Annotated in this window: 12 protein-coding genes and 1 pseudogene; 5 read left to right on the top strand and 8 right to left on the bottom strand. The window is 65.9% G+C overall.

Annotated elements, in window-relative coordinates:
* Positions 1-108: 108 nt before the first annotated feature.
* The 3 genes and pseudogenes from AC1DFE_RS20570 to AC1DFE_RS20560 form a co-directional block, all read right to left on the bottom strand.
* Positions 109-810 (bottom strand): LysR substrate-binding domain-containing protein, encoded by a 702-nt coding sequence (locus AC1DFE_RS20570; protein WP_476907716.1) that lies wholly within the window; start codon positions 808-810, stop codon positions 109-111.
* A gap of 49 nt (positions 811-859) precedes the next feature.
* Positions 860-2320: pseudogene (locus AC1DFE_RS20565) on the bottom strand (aspartate ammonia-lyase).
* Between the two features lie 41 nt (positions 2321-2361).
* Positions 2362-3639: a flavin-containing monooxygenase gene (locus AC1DFE_RS20560; RefSeq protein ID WP_476907715.1), complete on the bottom strand. Its 1278-nt coding sequence runs from the start codon at positions 3637-3639 to the stop codon at positions 2362-2364.
* A gap of 265 nt (positions 3640-3904) precedes the next feature.
* Here AC1DFE_RS20560 and AC1DFE_RS20555 point away from each other — a divergent pair, with 265 nt between their 5' ends.
* From AC1DFE_RS20555 to AC1DFE_RS20540, 4 genes are read left to right on the top strand one after another with little or no spacing between them, the layout of a single operon-like run.
* The gene (locus AC1DFE_RS20555; protein WP_476907714.1) at positions 3905-4330 is read left to right on the top strand and encodes a RidA family protein; all 426 of its coding nucleotides are present in this window, start codon (positions 3905-3907) and stop codon (positions 4328-4330) included.
* A complete protein-coding gene (locus tag AC1DFE_RS20550; RefSeq protein ID WP_476907713.1) occupies positions 4327-5004 on the top strand; it encodes a DUF1028 domain-containing protein in 678 nt (225 codons plus the stop codon). The genes AC1DFE_RS20555 and AC1DFE_RS20550 overlap by 4 nt, the downstream gene beginning before the upstream one ends.
* Entirely contained in the window at positions 4997-6181 is a 1185-nt protein-coding gene (locus tag AC1DFE_RS20545; RefSeq protein ID WP_476907712.1) for a M20 family metallopeptidase, read from the top strand. Before AC1DFE_RS20550 ends, AC1DFE_RS20545 begins: the two co-directional genes overlap by 8 nt.
* Positions 6182-6191: 10 nt before the next feature.
* Positions 6192-7571 carry an MFS transporter gene (locus AC1DFE_RS20540; protein WP_476907711.1) on the top strand — a complete coding sequence of 460 codons (1380 nt, stop codon included), beginning with the start codon at positions 6192-6194 and terminating at the stop codon, positions 7569-7571.
* Positions 7572-7902: 331 nt separating this feature from the next.
* On the opposite strand, the gene AC1DFE_RS20535 is transcribed toward AC1DFE_RS20540, so the two are convergent.
* The 5 genes from AC1DFE_RS20535 to AC1DFE_RS20515 all read right to left on the bottom strand — a co-directional run bounded on the left by AC1DFE_RS20535 (position 7903) and on the right by AC1DFE_RS20515 (position 13875).
* Positions 7903-8823, bottom strand: a complete 921-nt coding sequence (locus AC1DFE_RS20535; protein WP_476907710.1) for an AEC family transporter — start codon at positions 8821-8823, stop codon at positions 7903-7905.
* 88 nt (positions 8824-8911) lie between these two features.
* The gene (locus AC1DFE_RS20530; protein WP_476907709.1) at positions 8912-10240 is read right to left on the bottom strand and encodes an enolase C-terminal domain-like protein; all 1329 of its coding nucleotides are present in this window, start codon (positions 10238-10240) and stop codon (positions 8912-8914) included.
* Entirely contained in the window at positions 10237-11868 is a 1632-nt protein-coding gene (locus tag AC1DFE_RS20525) for an aldehyde dehydrogenase (NADP(+)) (RefSeq protein WP_476907708.1), read from the bottom strand. The genes AC1DFE_RS20530 and AC1DFE_RS20525 overlap by 4 nt, the downstream gene beginning before the upstream one ends.
* A 60-nt stretch (positions 11869-11928) precedes the next feature.
* On the bottom strand, positions 11929-12843 hold the full coding sequence (kdgD, locus tag AC1DFE_RS20520) for a 5-dehydro-4-deoxyglucarate dehydratase (RefSeq protein WP_476907707.1): 915 nt from the start codon (positions 12841-12843) through the stop codon (positions 11929-11931).
* 144 nt (positions 12844-12987) lie between these two features.
* Positions 12988-13875, bottom strand: coding sequence for a LysR family transcriptional regulator (locus AC1DFE_RS20515; RefSeq protein WP_476907719.1), 888 nt, complete (start codon positions 13873-13875; stop codon positions 12988-12990).
* A 141-nt stretch (positions 13876-14016) separates the two neighbouring features.
* Between AC1DFE_RS20515 and AC1DFE_RS20510 the strand changes: the two genes are divergently transcribed.
* On the top strand, positions 14017-15018 hold the full coding sequence (locus AC1DFE_RS20510) for a Bug family tripartite tricarboxylate transporter substrate binding protein (protein ID WP_476907706.1): 1002 nt from the start codon (positions 14017-14019) through the stop codon (positions 15016-15018).
* Positions 15019-15020: the final 2 nt, after the last annotated feature.

Below are 15020 nucleotides of genomic sequence, written 5' to 3'. Positions count from 1 at the left end.
CCCTCCACACCACGCTCGAAAACAGGCTCTAAGCACTAAGACACAGCGGCGTCGACCGCGGCACCGCCATCATCCGCCGCTACCCAACCCAACCACAAGGCCGTTTTCTCAATTCCACAACGCCGCGGAGCGGCTCCGCAGCTCGAAACTACCGGAGCGGAACCGGACGTGCGGTTCAAGCCCTGCCCCTTCCAGGATTCCGAGCATGAGCTCGCGGGTGTGCGGCAGGTCAAGTAGGATGAACGGCTCGTCACGCAGATCGGAGAGGTCCACTTCTGCCAGCCCAGCCAGGCGGTGCTCCACCGGGAGCGCGACGTAGGGCCGGGCGGAGTGCACCGCGGTGACGGCGATATCGCTGGGCAGCCCGTAGTCGTAGCACAGCGCCAGATCCGCGCGTCCACTGGTCAGTGCCTCCACGCAACCGGCGGCGTCCGCCTCGAAGACCGAAAGCTCCAGCCCCGGGTGCTCTTCGGCAAGCCGGGCCAGGACCCCTGGTACCAGGAACGGCGCAAGGGTCGAAAAGCAGACCAGCCTCAGGCGTCCGGTCACCGCCGATTGCTCCCCCCGGGCGTGATCCAGGGACTCCTCGAGGTGGGCGAGGACGGAGGTTACGTCCTTCAGGAAACGCTCGCCGGCTGAGGTGAGCACTAGGCCCTTAGAGCGCTGGCGGATGAAGAACTGCGAGCCGGTCGCCCGCTCCAGCTGGGCGACCGCGGTCGAGACAGCGGATTGGGCGACCATGAGCCTGTCGGCGGCCCGGGTCATCGACAACTGCGCCGCAGCCTCGGCGAAGTAACGCAACTGGGTCAAGGTCACATCCACAGCGCGACCATAGCACCTTGACCCGGGCGCTACCGTGCTAAGGGCTGCGGTTCCCAAGACGGTCTGACCTCCGCGCGTTCGGGGCAGGAACGATTCCCGCCAGTCGCTGGGGCTGCAGGATCAGCTCGAGGTCGAGCTCGCTCATCAGCCCCTGTGCAAGCACGAGGCCACGCACATTCGCATCGGTAGCCAAGGCCACTCTGGCGAGCTTTGCCGCCTCGGCGTAGCCGATCACAGGCGCCAGAGCCGTGATGACCGTGACGGACCGCGAAACCATCCCCTCGAGCCGCCCGGAGTTGGCGGTGATCCCGTCTACGCAATTGACGCGAAGCGTGTGGCAGGCACGCTCAAGCCAGGTGATCGATTGGAACAGCGCGTGCGCGATGATCGGCTCGAAGGCGTTGAGCTGGAGCTGGCCTGCCTCTACGGCCATTGACACGGTCACGTCAGCTCCGGCGATGGAGTAGGCCACCTGTGATACCGCCTCGGGGATGACCGGGTTGACCTTGCCCGGCATGATGGATGATCCGGCTTGCCGCGGCGGGAGGTTTATTTCGCCGAATCCGGCCTGCGGGCCGGAGGAGAGGAGCCGCAGGTCGTTGGAGATCGTGGACAGCTACAGCGCGCTGCGCTTCAGCGCGGCAGAGAATGTTACGAACGCCCCTGTGTCATTGGTTGATTCAATCAGATCGCGGGCAGTCACGAGATCGAGGCCCGTGATCGCCCGCAGGTGCCGGATGACGGCCGCCGTATAGCCGGCCGGCGTGTTGATGCCGGTACCGATCGCTGTAGCGCCCATGTTCACTTCTCGCAGCAGCGTCACGGCCTCCGAAAGCCGTTCCGCATCCTCCCGGAGCGTTACGGCGAAGGCTTGGAACTCCTGGCCCAGGGTCATCGGCACGGCGTCCTGGAGCTGGGTGCGGCCCACTTTCAGGACGTGGGCGAACTCCCGCCCCTTTTCGGAGAAGGACTCGGCGAGAAGTTCCAGTTCGGCCAGCAGACCGCGCAGTGAGAAGGCCAGCGCGATCTTGATGGCCGTCGGGTAGGTGTCGTTGGTGGACTGGCTCCGGTTCGTATGGTCATTGGGATTGATGTGGGCGTAGTCCCCCCTCGGGCGACCGGCGAACGCAAGTGCACGGTTGGTGATGACCTCGTTGGCGTTCATGTTCGTCGACGTCCCGGCCCCACCTTGGACGACACCAACGACGAATTGGTCGTGGTGCCTCCCCTGCAGGATCTCCCCGCAGGCCCGGTCGATCAGGGCGGCCCGCGGCCCGTCGAGTACGCCGATCTCCAGGTTCGCCCGCGCCGCGGCCTGCTTCACGCAGGCCAGGGCACGGACGAACTCGGGGTATATCGAGATGGGCCGCTCCGCTATGGGGAAGTTCTCGAGGGCCCGCGCGGTGTGTACGCCCCAGTAGGCCGACACGGGAACCTCGGCAGTTCCGAGGGAGTCGGTCTCGGTGCGCGTTTGTTCCGTGAGGGGTTCATCCTTCACTCTGCTGCTCCTGTCTGTTCCAGGGAGGACTGCCGGAACGCTCAGGCGCCGGCCCTGACCCTGTCGGGGCTGTAGGTGAGGTAGTTGCGCTGGATCTCGATCTGGTCGGCAAGGTACTTCGCGTCATGCCAGACCCCCCAGATGAAGCTCGAACCGCGGCGGGCCTGCCATGGCAGGCCCAGGAAGTACACGCCCGGCTCGCAGGAAACGCCGCGCTGCTGCTTCGGCCTGCCGGTTGCGTCGAAGGCATCAACCTGCAGCCAGCTGTAGTCGAAGCCGAACCCGGTGGCCCACACGATCGAGGTGACCCCTGCCGCTGCCAGGTCGAGCTCCAGGACTGGGTCAGTAACGCATTGCGGGTCAGGTCCGAGTACCCGGGCCTGCGGTTCCTCGGGCAGGTCGAGTCCGTTCCTTGCGGCATAGGCGTCAGCTTCGTCCAGCATGGACAGGTAGTTGGCGTCGCCGTTGGCAATGTTCACACCCAGATCGGGCGCGAAGTGCATGGTGCCCTCCTCAAAGGAGGTTGCGCGCCCGACGAGCGTGATGCCATCAGCAGCCAATTCTCGGAAGTCGACGGTCTCACCGCCGTTGGCTCCGCTTACGGCGATGGTGACGTGCTCGGCGCCGGCCGGCGGCGCCGAGGCCTCCCACTTGTTCAGCACCCCAAGCCACCAGACGAAGTCGCGGCCCCGGTAGCTCCGCGGCGGCCTGTCGTGGGGCCCGACGGCCAGGTGCACCTGCCGCCCCGACTTCTTCAGTTCGGCAGCGATCTGCACACCCGAGGACCCTGCCCCCACCACCAGGGCGCCGCCGGCGGGCAGCTGCTGCGGGTTGCGGTAGGAACTCGAGTGGATCTGATGCAGGCCGGCGCTCTCGGGCACGACCGGCGGAATGACGGGCTTCTGAAACGCGCCCGTGGCCGCAACGACAAAGCGTGCCTCGAGCGGTCCTTCTGCGGTCTCCACCCGGAAGCCGCCTGTCCCTTCCTCCTTGCGCACCGAGAGGACGTCGACGCCGCAACGGACCGGAGCATTGAACTTTGCGGCATATGCCTCGAAGTAGTCCGCCACCTGCTCCTTCCTGGCGAAGTCATCCGGGGACAGTCCGTCAAACTCAAGGCCGGGGAACCGGTCATGCCAGACGGGCCCGTTGGCGACGAGGGAGTCCCATCGTTCGGAGCGCCAGCGCTCGGCGACCCGGCTGCGCTCGAGCACAACGTGGGGTACTCCCCTCTCGCTCAGGTGCTGGCTCATGGCAATTCCGGCCTGCCCGGCACCGACGACGAGGACTTCGGTGGCCTCGGTTCTTTGAGTTGACATGAAAACTCCGCTCGCTTCGTTGTGGTTTGTGTCACCACCAGCAAAAGCGCCACGGACCGGTTGCGTCCAATACCTTTTGCCGCTCCACTTCATCGGCAAAACAGATGTGCTTGGAATTCAGTATCAAAGCGAGCAATGGAACACTGCATCGGATTTTCAGATTCAATAACCCCTGTTATCACTATTTTACAGAACTCGGAGAGGGTCCAAGAATTGGTACTGAAGAAGTCTGTGACATGAACCACTTCCAGAAACGAGGACGTCAATGCCCCCGCACACAAGGATCCGGCCCTTCAACACCAAGGAAACGTACCCGGAGCAGAAGCTCGACAACGACCTGTGCCAGGCAGTCGTCGCCAACGGTGTCGTCTACCTGCGAGGCCAGATCGGGCAGGACCTGGAGACCCGGGAATCTATCGGGATCGGCGACGTTGTCGCCCAGACCAACCAGGCAATGGAGAACATCAGGATGCTCCTTGAAGAGGCGGGGAGCCGGCTTGAGGACATCGTGAAGGTGACCGTGTATATCATCGACCCCCGCTACCGCGAGGATGTCTACCGGACCATGGGCACCTGGCTCAAGGGCGTCTTCCCCGTGTCGACCGGCATCGTCGTCCAGGCGCTGGCACGCCCGGAATGGCTGGTCGAAATCGATGCCACAGCAGTACTCAGCGAGATCTCCCCGTCATGACCTTCTCACTGCTCCTCAGGGATACCGCAACCGGGGAATTCGGCGCGGCAATCTCATCGTCCTCACCGGCAGTCGCGGCACGCTGCCTCAACCTGGACGACGGGATCGGCGGCGCGAATTCCCAGAACGTGACGGACCCACGCCTGGGAGTGCAACTCCTCGATCAGCTGCGCTCCGGCGCCGCCGCCCAACAGGCGTTGGACGCTGTGGTCGCAACGGCGGACCAGCACACTATCGATTTCCGCCAGCTGCTCGTGCTCGACAACGAAGGCCGCGGCGCCGTGTTCTCCGGAAACCGCGCCTTGGGCGTCTACGGCTCAGCCGTCCGCCAGGACGCCATCGCCGGCGGCAACATGCTCGCCGGGACTGAAGTGCTCGACGCGCTGGTGGACACAGCACTCTCGACCAGCGGACGGATCGAGGAGCGGCTCTTCGCTGCACTCCAGGCAGCGGTGGCGGCCGGTGGCGAGGAGGGCCCCGTTCATTCGGCCGGACTCGCCGTCGTGGCCGATGCCGGATGGCGGGTTACGGATCTGCGTGTCGACTGGTCAGAAGACCCGATTGGCGAACTCGGCCGGCTCCTGGACGTCTGGCTTCCACAGCGCGATGACTACACCTCCCGTGGCACCAATCCAGGCGCCGCGCCGTCCTACGGAGTGCCCGGCGATGAGTGACGCGCCCAAAACCCGCGCTGCCACCCGCCTCGTGAAAGTGGAGGCCGAGCTCGTCGCGCTCTCCAACCAGCTGCACGACGACCCCGAGACCGGCTGGCAGGAACACCGCTCATCGGCCGCGGTCGCGGCACTGCTTGCCCGCCACGGCTTCACCGTAACCCAGCCCTACCTCGGCCTGGAAACAGCTTTCCGTGCCGTCTACGAACCGGCAGAAGCACAAAATTTCAGGGTGGCTTTCCTGGCGGAATACGACGCCCTCCCGGGCCTTGGCCACGCCTGCGGCCACAACCTCATCTCCGCGATGTCCGCCGGAGCCGCCATCGCCCTCGCAGAAACAGCAGAAGAAGCGGGCGTCTGCGTGGAAGTCATCGGCACCCCCGCCGAGGAAGGCGGCGGCGGCAAGATCGAGCTGCTGGAACGAGGCGCCTTCGAGGGCATCGACTTCACCCTCATGGCCCATCCGGCGCCGGTCGACGTCGCCGAGGCCCGCCCCTTCGCTGTCACCCACTGGCACGTACAGTACGAGGGCAAAGCCGCTCACGCAGCGGCCTACCCCGAGAGGGGTGTCAACGCCAATGACGCCTTCCTCGTCGCCCAACTCGCCATCGCACTGCTCCGCCAGCAGCTGCCCCCGGGCGTTCGCGTCCACGGCGTCCAGACCAACGGCGGGCAGGCCCCCAACGCCATCCCCGGACGCACCGAAGGACGCTGGTACATCCGGGCCGAGACCACAGCCCAACTGCTTGAGCTCGAAGAACGCGTCATGAAGTGCTTCGAAGCCGGCGCACTCGCAACCGGCAGCCGCCTTACGGTCACGCCGGAGAGCAAGCGGTACGCCGAAATGCGCAACGATGAAGACGCATTGGCCCTCTACCGAAAAAATGCCGAAAGCCTCGGCCGCAGCTTCGATGTGGACCCGCTGGCCGCCACCATGAACCGTGCGTCCACGGACATGGGCAATGTCTCGCAGGCCGTCAACGCCATCCACCCCTACATCGGAGTGGGCGGCACAGCGAGCAACCATCAGCCGGCCTTCGCAGAAGCCTGCGTCGGTCCGGTCGCCGAACAAACCCTGCGCGACGGTGCCCAGGCCCTGGCCTGGACCGCCCTCGACGTAGCCCGCCTTCGATTAGGATCCGGCAATGGCGCCGCGACCCTCCAGTCCGCAGCACCCTAGGAGAAATACCATGTCCACCACACCATCAGCGCCGCCGTTCCCCAGCGACCTCGTCGATCAAAAAAGCCTGCGCAAGAGCGTGGTCGCCGGTTCCATCGGCGTGCTCGTGCACTGGTTTGACTGGGCCGTCTACGCCTACCTCGCCGGAACGCTCGCCTCCGTATTCTTCCCCGAAGAGAACACGACAGCGGGGCTGATGGCCACCTTCGGCGTCTTCGCGGTCTCCTTCTTCTTCCGTCCCCTCGGCGCCGTCATCTTTGGCCGCCTGGGCGACAGGCTCGGCCGCAAGCAGACGCTGTCAGTGGTCATCCTCGCAATGGCCCTCGCAACCCTCGTCCTGGGCCTGCTGCCGGGCTACGACACCATCGGCATATTGGCTCCCATCCTCCTGATCGCCACCCGAATCGTGCAGGGCCTGGCCGCCGGCGGGGAATTCGGCAGTGCCGCCGCCTTCCTCGGAGAGTTCTCCCCCGCCAAACGACGCGGCTTCGGAGTGAGCTGGCTGGAATTCGGCAGCCTCCTCGGCTTCCTGCTCGCCTCCCTGGTCGTCTTCCTGCTGAACACGGTCTTCACGACCGATGACATCGTCGCCTGGGCATGGCGCATCCCATTCCTCATCACCGTCCCCCTGGGCTTCATCGGCCTGTACATCCGGCGGAAAATTGAGGACACCCCCGAGTTCCTGGAACTCCAGAAACTCGAGACGGTTTCCCACGCGCCCGTCAGGGAAGTGTTCAAGCGCAACCGCAAGGAATTTATCCAGACCTGCGGCATGGAAATCTTCATGAACGTCACCTTCTACGTAGTGCTCGTTTACCTGCTCACCTACCAGGAGGTCTACGTCGGCTTCGATGCCGGGCGCGCCGCGCTCTTCTCCGCCCTCGCCTCCGCACTGGGTCTGATCGTCGTACCCCTGGCCGGCATCGCATCCGACCGACTCGGGCGTAAGCCGGTGCTCATGACCGCAGCCATTGCACAGACGGTGCTCTCAGTTCCGCTGTTCATGCTGATGGGACGCGGAGAGGACTGGGCCGTCTTCACCTCAACCCTCGGTCTCGCTCTGATCCTCTCCATCGTCCTCGGAACGCATGCCGTCACCGTCGTCGAGCTTTTCCCAACACGCACCCGCCAGTCAGGGCTTTCCATTGCCTATGCCATCACTGCGGCACTGTTCGCAGGCACCGCGCCCTACGTGCTCACCTGGCTCCTGGAGGCAACCCACAACAACCTGGTTCCCGGATTCTTCCTCGTGGCCGTAGGCCTGGTGGGCGTCGTCACGGTCCTGAGCCTGCCAGAGACACGCGCTACCTCACTCATCAAGGAACAGGACTTGGAGACTTCTTCGGCAGCGGCTTTCGCCGGCAAAGTCGATCACGTCGGCGCTGATTGAAGCGAACCGATCCCTGAACCACACCCGCGCGCGGCCCCTTTTCTCGGGCCGCGCGCGGGCCTATCTGGTCGTAGCAGCCTACGGACCTTCCGAAGCTCGCGCTCCCGCACCCGCCAACCTTGTGTCGATGACTGGGCCGCCTGCCGCGGATTACATTCTTTCAAGCGCGCCCGACGTCATCTAGAGAACCTGCAACACCCATGGCCCGCACACTCGCCTAGACCTAACCTGCGCCCCCGCACTCCTTCAGGTTGACGAAAAATTGGTTATCAGCGCGGGAGGGGGCAGGCGTGCGATGCGCGCAGTGCCGGCGCCGTCAACGCGCCAGCACCTACCCCGCAGCCCAAGCAACCACAACCAGCGTCCCAACGCACAGGACGGTGGTGCAGAGGATCACGTCGCGGGCCACCGTCATGCCCCGGCCGTAGGGGGAGGCGAAGAGGAAGACGTTCTGAGCGGTGGGCAGCGTCCCCATGATCACGCTCGCCAGCAGATGCTGCCCCGACAGGCCAAAGACAAAGCGGGCGAGCAACCACACAACCAAAGGCATGCCGGCGATCTTTAGGAACGTTGCCACCAGGGTCTCCGTCCGGCCGTCGTCCTTCTGCAGCGGCGCCCTCCCGGCCAGCGACAGGCCAAAGGCAAGAAGCACCATGGGGACAGCACCGCCTGCCAGCATGTCGATGGGTTTCTGCAGCAGGTCCGGCTCCTGCCACCCCGTCAGTGCAACCACGACGCCGAGCGCCGAGGCGATGATCATCGGGTTCGATAAGGGCTGGAGCAGCACCTTCCGCCACGAAATCCGGGTACCCGAGAACAGCCCCAGAAGCGTGAGGTAGAACGGGGCCATGACCAGGAGCTGCACCAGAAGAACCGGCGCCACATGCTGGGCCGTTCCGACGGCGTACAGCGAGACCGGAATTCCGATGTTGTTGGCGTTGGCGTAGCTGCTGGCCATTGCGCCGACGGCGGTCTCCGCGGCAGGGCGGCGGAAGAACAGGAAGCTCAGCAGCCAGTAAAGAAGCCCCACCGCCGCTGCTGAAAGCAGCGCCAGCGGGGCGTCGGTTCCGAGTGCGGCCCGGATGTCGGAGCCGGCAACCACGGTGTAGAGCAGGGCAGGGTTGGTGATGTAGAAGGCCGTGCGGGTCAGCGCACCCTGTACCTCGGGGCCCAAAATGCGGAACCTGGCGGCGAGGTAACCGACGGCGATGACTGCAGAAACGATGAGTATTCCGGAGACGACGCCGCCCACACTCTGCCCTTCTATGTATCTGTATGTTGGAGTTCCGCACGGCCGTCTCCTGCGCGGAGGGAGGGCGGCCGTGCGGAAGCTTAACAACCTACCTAACCAGGCAGGGCCGCTTCGGGTCGAAGGACCAGCCGTCCACGTAGTACTGCATGCCGATGCTGTCGTCGCGGGCGTCCAGTCCGTGTTCCAGGTACAGCTGGTGCGCCTTGTCCAGCGCGTCGCGGTCCAGTTCGATGCCGAGTCCCGGTGCAGCGGGGACCTCGATGGCGCCGCCCCTGATCTGCAGCGGGTTCTTGGTGAGGCCCTGGCCGTCCTGCCAGATCCAGTGCGTGTCCAGCGCGGTGATCTCGCCGGGGGCTGCCGCGCCGGTGTGCGTGAACATGGCCAGCGAGATGTCGAAGTGGTTGTTCGAGTGCGAGCCCCAGGTCAGGCCGAACTCGTTGCACAGCTGCGCCACGCGGACTGAACCGTGCATGGTCCAGAAATGCGGGTCCGCCAGCGGGATGTCGACGGCGTTGCTGCGGATGGCGTGGGCCATTTCGCGCCAGTCGGTGGCGATCATGTTGGTGGCGGTCTTCAGCCCGGTGGCCCGGCGGAACTCGGCCATGACCTCGCGCCCGGAGAAGCGGCCTTCAGCGCCGCAGGGGTCCTCGGCGTAGGCCACGACGCCCTGCATCCGCTTGCCCAGCCGGATGGCTTCCTCGAGGAGCCAGCCGCCGTTCGGGTCCAGCGTGACGCGGGCCTCGGGGAAGCGCTTGGCCAGTGCGGTGACCACGTCCACTTCGTCGTCGCCGGACAGTACGCCGCCCTTGAGCTTGAAGTCGCTGAAGCCGTAGCGCTCCTGCGCCGCTTCGGCCAGCGCGACGACGGCCTCGGGGGTCATTGCCTCCTGGCGGCGCAGTTCCTCCCAGCGGACCGACGGCGCGTCCTCCACGAGGTACGGAAGATCCGTCCGTTTGTGGTCACCGACGAAGAACAGGTATCCGAGCATCGGCACGGACGTGCGCTGCTGGCCGTCGCCCAGCAGTTCGGCCACGGGGACGCCAAGGAACTGGCCGTGCAGGTCCAGCAGCGCGGACTCGACGGCGGTGACAGCGTGGACGGTGGTGCGCAGGTCGAAGGTCTGCAGGCCCCGGCCGCCGGCGTCGCGGTCCTCGAACTCTGCGGCGATTTCGCGCAGCAGCGAGCGGTAGCGGGCCACCGGCCTGCCCGCGATCAGCGCGCCGGCTTCCTCGATGGTGGTCCGGATCTTCTCGCCGCCCGGGACCTCGCCGAGGCCGGTCCGGCCATCGGAGTCGGTCACGATGACCACGTTCCGGGTGAAGAACGGTCCGTGCGCGCCGCTGAGGTTCATCAGCATGCTGTCGTGGCCGGCAACCGGGACTACTTCGACGCGGGCAATTGACGGCTGGCCGGTCATGCGTTGACCTCCTCTTTCTGTTCAGGGGCATCAGCGGCGTCAGCAGTGACAACCGTGCCGTCAATCTGGCGGTTCAGCTGCCACGGGTTGGCGTCCTTGAGCGCTGCGGGCAGCAGTTCCTGGGGCAGGTTCTGGTAGGCGACAGGGCGGAGGAACCGGTTGATGGCCAGCGTACCCACGGAGGTGGTGCGCGAGTCCGAAGTGGCGGGGAAGGGTCCACCGTGGACCATGGCGTGCCCAACTTCGACGCCGGTGGGCCAGCCGTTCACGATAATGCGCCCGACCTTCTGCTCCAGTGCGGGGATCAGCTGCGCCGCCGTCGGGTAGTCCTCTTTGGTGAGCTGCAGCGAAGCGGTGAGCTGCCCCTCGATCCGGTTGGTCGCCTCGATGAGTTCCGCGGCGGAGGAGTAGCGGATCACCAGGGAAGCTGAGCCGAAGATTTCCGCGTGCAGCACCTCGTTGCTGACGAAGTCGCGGATTTCCGTGCCATAGATGGCCGGTGCCGGGGCGTTCTCGGTGGGCCCGGGGGTTCCGGTCCCGACGACGGTCACGTTCTGGGCGGCGCCCAGCGCCTCGGTGCCGGAGTTCCAGGAGCCGGCGATGCCTGCGGTCAGCATCGTCTGTCCGGCGCAGGCGGACACAGCACGGCCGACGGCGGCAGCCAGTTTGTCCCCTGCCTCACCGGCGGGGGCGAACAGCAGGCCGGGGGAGGTGCAGAGCTGGCCTGAGCTGCCGGTAACGGCGGCGACGTACTGCTGCGCAAGTGCGTCAATCTGTTCGCCGGAGCCGTTGAGGGCGCCGGGGAAGACGAAGACCGGGTTGAGTGAGGACATCTCCGCGTACACGGGGATGGGCTCCGGCCGGGCGGCGGCGGTGCGCATCAGCGCGATGCCGGCGCTCTGCGAGCCGGTGAAGCCGACGGCCTTGATGGCCGGGTCCGCCACGAGGGCCTGGCCGATGCTGCTGCCCGGGCCGTAGATCAGGGAGAAGACGCCCGGGGGCAGGCCGAGGTCTTTGACCGCCTTGGCGATGGCCTGGCCTACGAGTTCGCTGGTGCCAGGGTGGGCGTTGTGGGCCTTGAAGACCACGGGACAGCCGGCGGCGAGGGCCGACGCGGTGTCCCCGCCCGCCGTCGAGAACGCCAGCGGGAAGTTGCTGGCCCCGAAGACGGCGACGGGACCCAGGGGAATCTGGCGCTGGCGGATGTCGGCACGCGGCAGCGGTGTGCGGTCCGGGAGGGCCGGGTCGATCCGCACGCCGCGGAAGTCGCCCTGGCGGACCACGTTGGCGAAGAGCCGCAGCTGTCCGGTGGTACGGGCGCGTTCTCCCTGCAGGCGCGCGGCCGGCAGCCCGGTCTCCTGCCCGGCACGCGCGGTCAGTTCGTCGCCGATGGCTTCGATGTTGTCCGCAATCGAATCCAGGAACGCAGCGTGGGTTTCGGGGTCAAGGGAGCTGAACGACTCGAAGGCCTCGGCGGCCGCGGACGTGGCGGCCTTGAGTTGCTCCTCGGTGAGCAGGGTGTAGGCGGGCTCGAGCTGTTCGTTGGTGGCCGGGTTGAAGGCAAAGGCGGTGTTGCCTTCGCCGGCGACGGTCTGTCCGGCGATCAGGGAGTGTCCGGTGAGGGCCACGGTTTGTTCCTCCTGGGTAGGTGGGAGATGGCTGGCGGGCCGGCGATCAGGAAATTAGGGCTAGGAAACCTTGGCGATGAGTGCCTTGAGGTCGGACAGGTCCATTTCCGCCATGTTCTGCAGCGGCGGACGGACGCCGCCGGCGGAACGGCCGATGGCGTCGAGGCCGCCCTTGACGATGGAGACGGCGTAGCCCTTCACGCGGTCGCGGATGTCCAGGTAGGGGATGACGAAGTCGTTGAGCTTCTGGTTGACGGCCACGCGGTCCTGGTTACGCACGTCCTGGTAGAAGTCGAGCGCGAACCGCGGAACGAAGTTGTACATCGCGCTGGAGTAGGTGCTCATTCCCAGCTGCAGGAGCGGCAGCGCGAAGGTCTCTGCGGTGGGCAGGCCGCCCAGGTAGAACAGGCGGTCGCCGAGCTTGGCGTAGACGCGGGCGTCGTGCTCGAGGTCGCCCACGCCGTCCTTGAAGCCGATCAGGTTCTCGTGCCGTTCGGCCAGGGCGGCCACGGTGGTGTCCTTGTAGATGGCGTTGGCGCGGTTGTAGATGATGACGCCCAGGGACGTGGCGCTGCAGACGGCGCTGACGTGCTCGATCAGGCCGCCCTGGTCAGCTTCCGTCAGGTACGGCGGCAGGAGCAGGATGCCCTCGGCGCCCGCTGCCTCGGCTGCCTCCGCATTTTCAATGGCCTGGGCGGTGGAACCGCCGGCAGACGCCAGAACGGGGACGGTGCTGCCGACTTCCTCGACGGCGGCACGGACCACGCGGGCCGACTCGGCCGGGGTGAGGGAAAAGCCCTCACCGGTACCGCCGGCGGCAAAGAGACCGGCAACGGGGTAGCTGGCCTGCCACGTCAGGTGCTTGCGGTAGTTCTCCTCGTCGAACTGCAGCTCTGCATCGAAGGAGGTTACGGGGAAGGACAGCAGCCCGTCCTTGAGGGTGTTGGCGAGTTCCTGGGGTGAAAATTTAGCCACGGGGTTGTCCTTGGAGTTGGTGCCGGAGCGGCGGAGGTGGTGTGCTTCCTTTTCAGAGTAGGGACTGGCGTCCATGCCTGTCTAAGTGCATTTTTGTATCCATTGATACCCTCCGCGCATTGACCCGATGAAGGCGACAAGCGGTCAGTTGGCCGCAAACTCCAGATCGCGCAGCAGGCGCACCAACGCCGGGTTCTTGGCGTCCCGGTTCCAGATGGCATGCAGCTCGACTGGTTCTTCTTCCCCGCTGGCCAGTCGCAGGAATGAAACACCGCGGATTCCCAGGGCTGTTGCCGAGTGCGGCACGAAGGCCACGCCACGCTTGGCCGCCACGAGCGAGACCATGGTGAGGATCTGGCTGACGGTGTGCACCACGTTTTCGTGCCGGACCGCATGCAGGCGGACCACGAGGTCGTAGAAGTACCTGGCTTGCGTGGGGGAGTGCATGATGAGCGGCTCGTCCTTGAGGTCCTCGTTCTGGATGTCCCGTTTGAGGTCCGCGAGGGGGTGTGATGCGGGAACCGCCAGCACCATCGACTCGCGGTAGAGCAGGTGGGAGTCGAAGACTTCAGTGTCGAACGGCGGCCGGGCCAGGCCCAGATCCAGTTCGCCGGTGAGCAGGCCCTGGATCTGCTCACCCGTCACCAGCTCCTGGAGGTCGATGTCCACGTCGGGCACGATCGCGCCGATCTCCTCCAGCAGCGGGCCGAGGATGCTGAAGCCGCTCGCGGCCGTGAAGCCGATCCGGAGATGGCCCTGCCGGCCGGAGGCGATGCGCCGTGCGGTCACGGGCGCGCGATTGGCCAGCGCCATGAGCCGGCGGGCCTCGTCAAGGAAGGCGCGTCCGGCGGCAGTCAGCTCAACCCGGCGGTTGTCCCGCTCGAGGAGCTCGGCCCCCACGGTCTTTTCCAGCTTTTGGATCTGGCGGCTGAGCGGCGGCTGGGTCATGTTGAGGCGTTCAGCGGCCCGGCCGAAGTGCAGTTCCTCGGCGACGGCGATGAACCCGGTTAGCTGGTCGAAGGTAAACGTGATGCCCTCCCGGTATTACTCGATGCATATTTGGGCTTAGACATGCATCATAGCGCCTCCCTACACTCGACCTAGCGAACCGGCAGTGACCGGGTTCACACACCAACGGGCTGAGGCAGCCCGCAGTGCAAACGAGGAGTTCCAATGATGCACTTCCCCACCCGCCGCGCCGTTCTCGGAGCGGCGTCGGCCATCACCCTGCTGGCCATGACCGCGTGCGGCAACGTTGCCGGCGGCAGCAGCGATTCATCGAAGTACCCCAACGGCCCCGTCACCCTGACCGTGGGCCAGGCACCCGGCGGCAGCACCGACCTCATCGCCCGCGCCGTCTCCGAAGGTGCGGCCAAGACCCTCGGCGCCCCGATGCCCGTGGTGAACAAGCCCGGCGCCAACGGCGCCCTCGCCAGCAAGGAGGTGGCGGGCAAGCCGGCCGACGGCCAGAACCTGCTCCTGCTCACCGCTTCCCTGATCACTATCACCCCGCTGGCCGTGTCCCAGGACGAGGCCGTCAACCTCGATGACTTTGACATCATCACCGGCCTGTCCCAGGACGACTACGTGCTGGTTGCCAGCGAAAAGTCCGGCTTCAAGTCCATCAAGGACCTGACCGCAGCTGGCCGCAACATCACCTACGGCACCACCGGCGTCGGCACCGGCAGCCAGCTTGCCCAGACCGTCCTCTTCAAGCAGGCCAACGTGAAGGGAACCGACGTTCCGTTCGACAGCGGAAAGCCCGCCCTCACCGCCGTTCTCGGCAACCAGGTGGAAGTCACCACCATCCAGCTCGGCGAGGCCATGCCGCAGATCCAGGCGGGCAAGGTCTCCCCGCTGCTGGTGTTCTCAGAGGAGCGCAACTCCTTCCTGCCGGACACCCCCACTGCGAAGGAATCCGGCTACGACGTTCCGGTCGCGCAGTACCGCGCCGTCGCCGCTCCCAAGGGGACCCCGCAGGAGGTCAAGGACAAGCTCCTTGCCGCCGTCCAGGACACCCTGAAGTCGGACGCCTACAAGGAGTTCAACAAGAAGAACATGCTGACCCCGAAGGAAATCTCCGGTGCGGAAGTAGTCACCCAGTGGAAAGACTACGCAGCCAAGTACAAGGCGCTGGTGGAGAAGTACGACATCAGCCTGGCCGGGAACAAGTGATT

Source organism: Arthrobacter sp. 05T423 (assembly GCF_056396245.1).
Note: the sequence above shows the minus strand (reverse complement) of the source record. Positions and strands in the feature narration are given on the sequence as shown.

What these genes read in the sequence shown, in the direction of transcription:
- AC1DFE_RS20560 (WP_476907715.1), bottom strand. Translation starts at nt 3,639, where the DNA reads ATGTCAACTCAAAGAACCGAGGCCACCGAAGTCCTCGTCGTCGGTGCC.
- AC1DFE_RS20555 (WP_476907714.1), top strand. Translation starts at nt 3,905, where the DNA reads ATGCCCCCGCACACAAGGATCCGGCCCTTCAACACCAAGGAAACGTAC.
- AC1DFE_RS20550 (WP_476907713.1), top strand. Translation starts at nt 4,327, where the DNA reads ATGACCTTCTCACTGCTCCTCAGGGATACCGCAACCGGGGAATTCGGC.
- AC1DFE_RS20545 (WP_476907712.1), top strand. Translation starts at nt 4,997, where the DNA reads ATGAGTGACGCGCCCAAAACCCGCGCTGCCACCCGCCTCGTGAAAGTG.
- AC1DFE_RS20540 (WP_476907711.1), top strand. Translation starts at nt 6,192, where the DNA reads ATGTCCACCACACCATCAGCGCCGCCGTTCCCCAGCGACCTCGTCGAT.
- AC1DFE_RS20530 (WP_476907709.1), bottom strand. Translation starts at nt 10,240, where the DNA reads ATGACCGGCCAGCCGTCAATTGCCCGCGTCGAAGTAGTCCCGGTTGCC.
- AC1DFE_RS20510 (WP_476907706.1), top strand. Translation starts at nt 14,017, where the DNA reads ATGATGCACTTCCCCACCCGCCGCGCCGTTCTCGGAGCGGCGTCGGCC.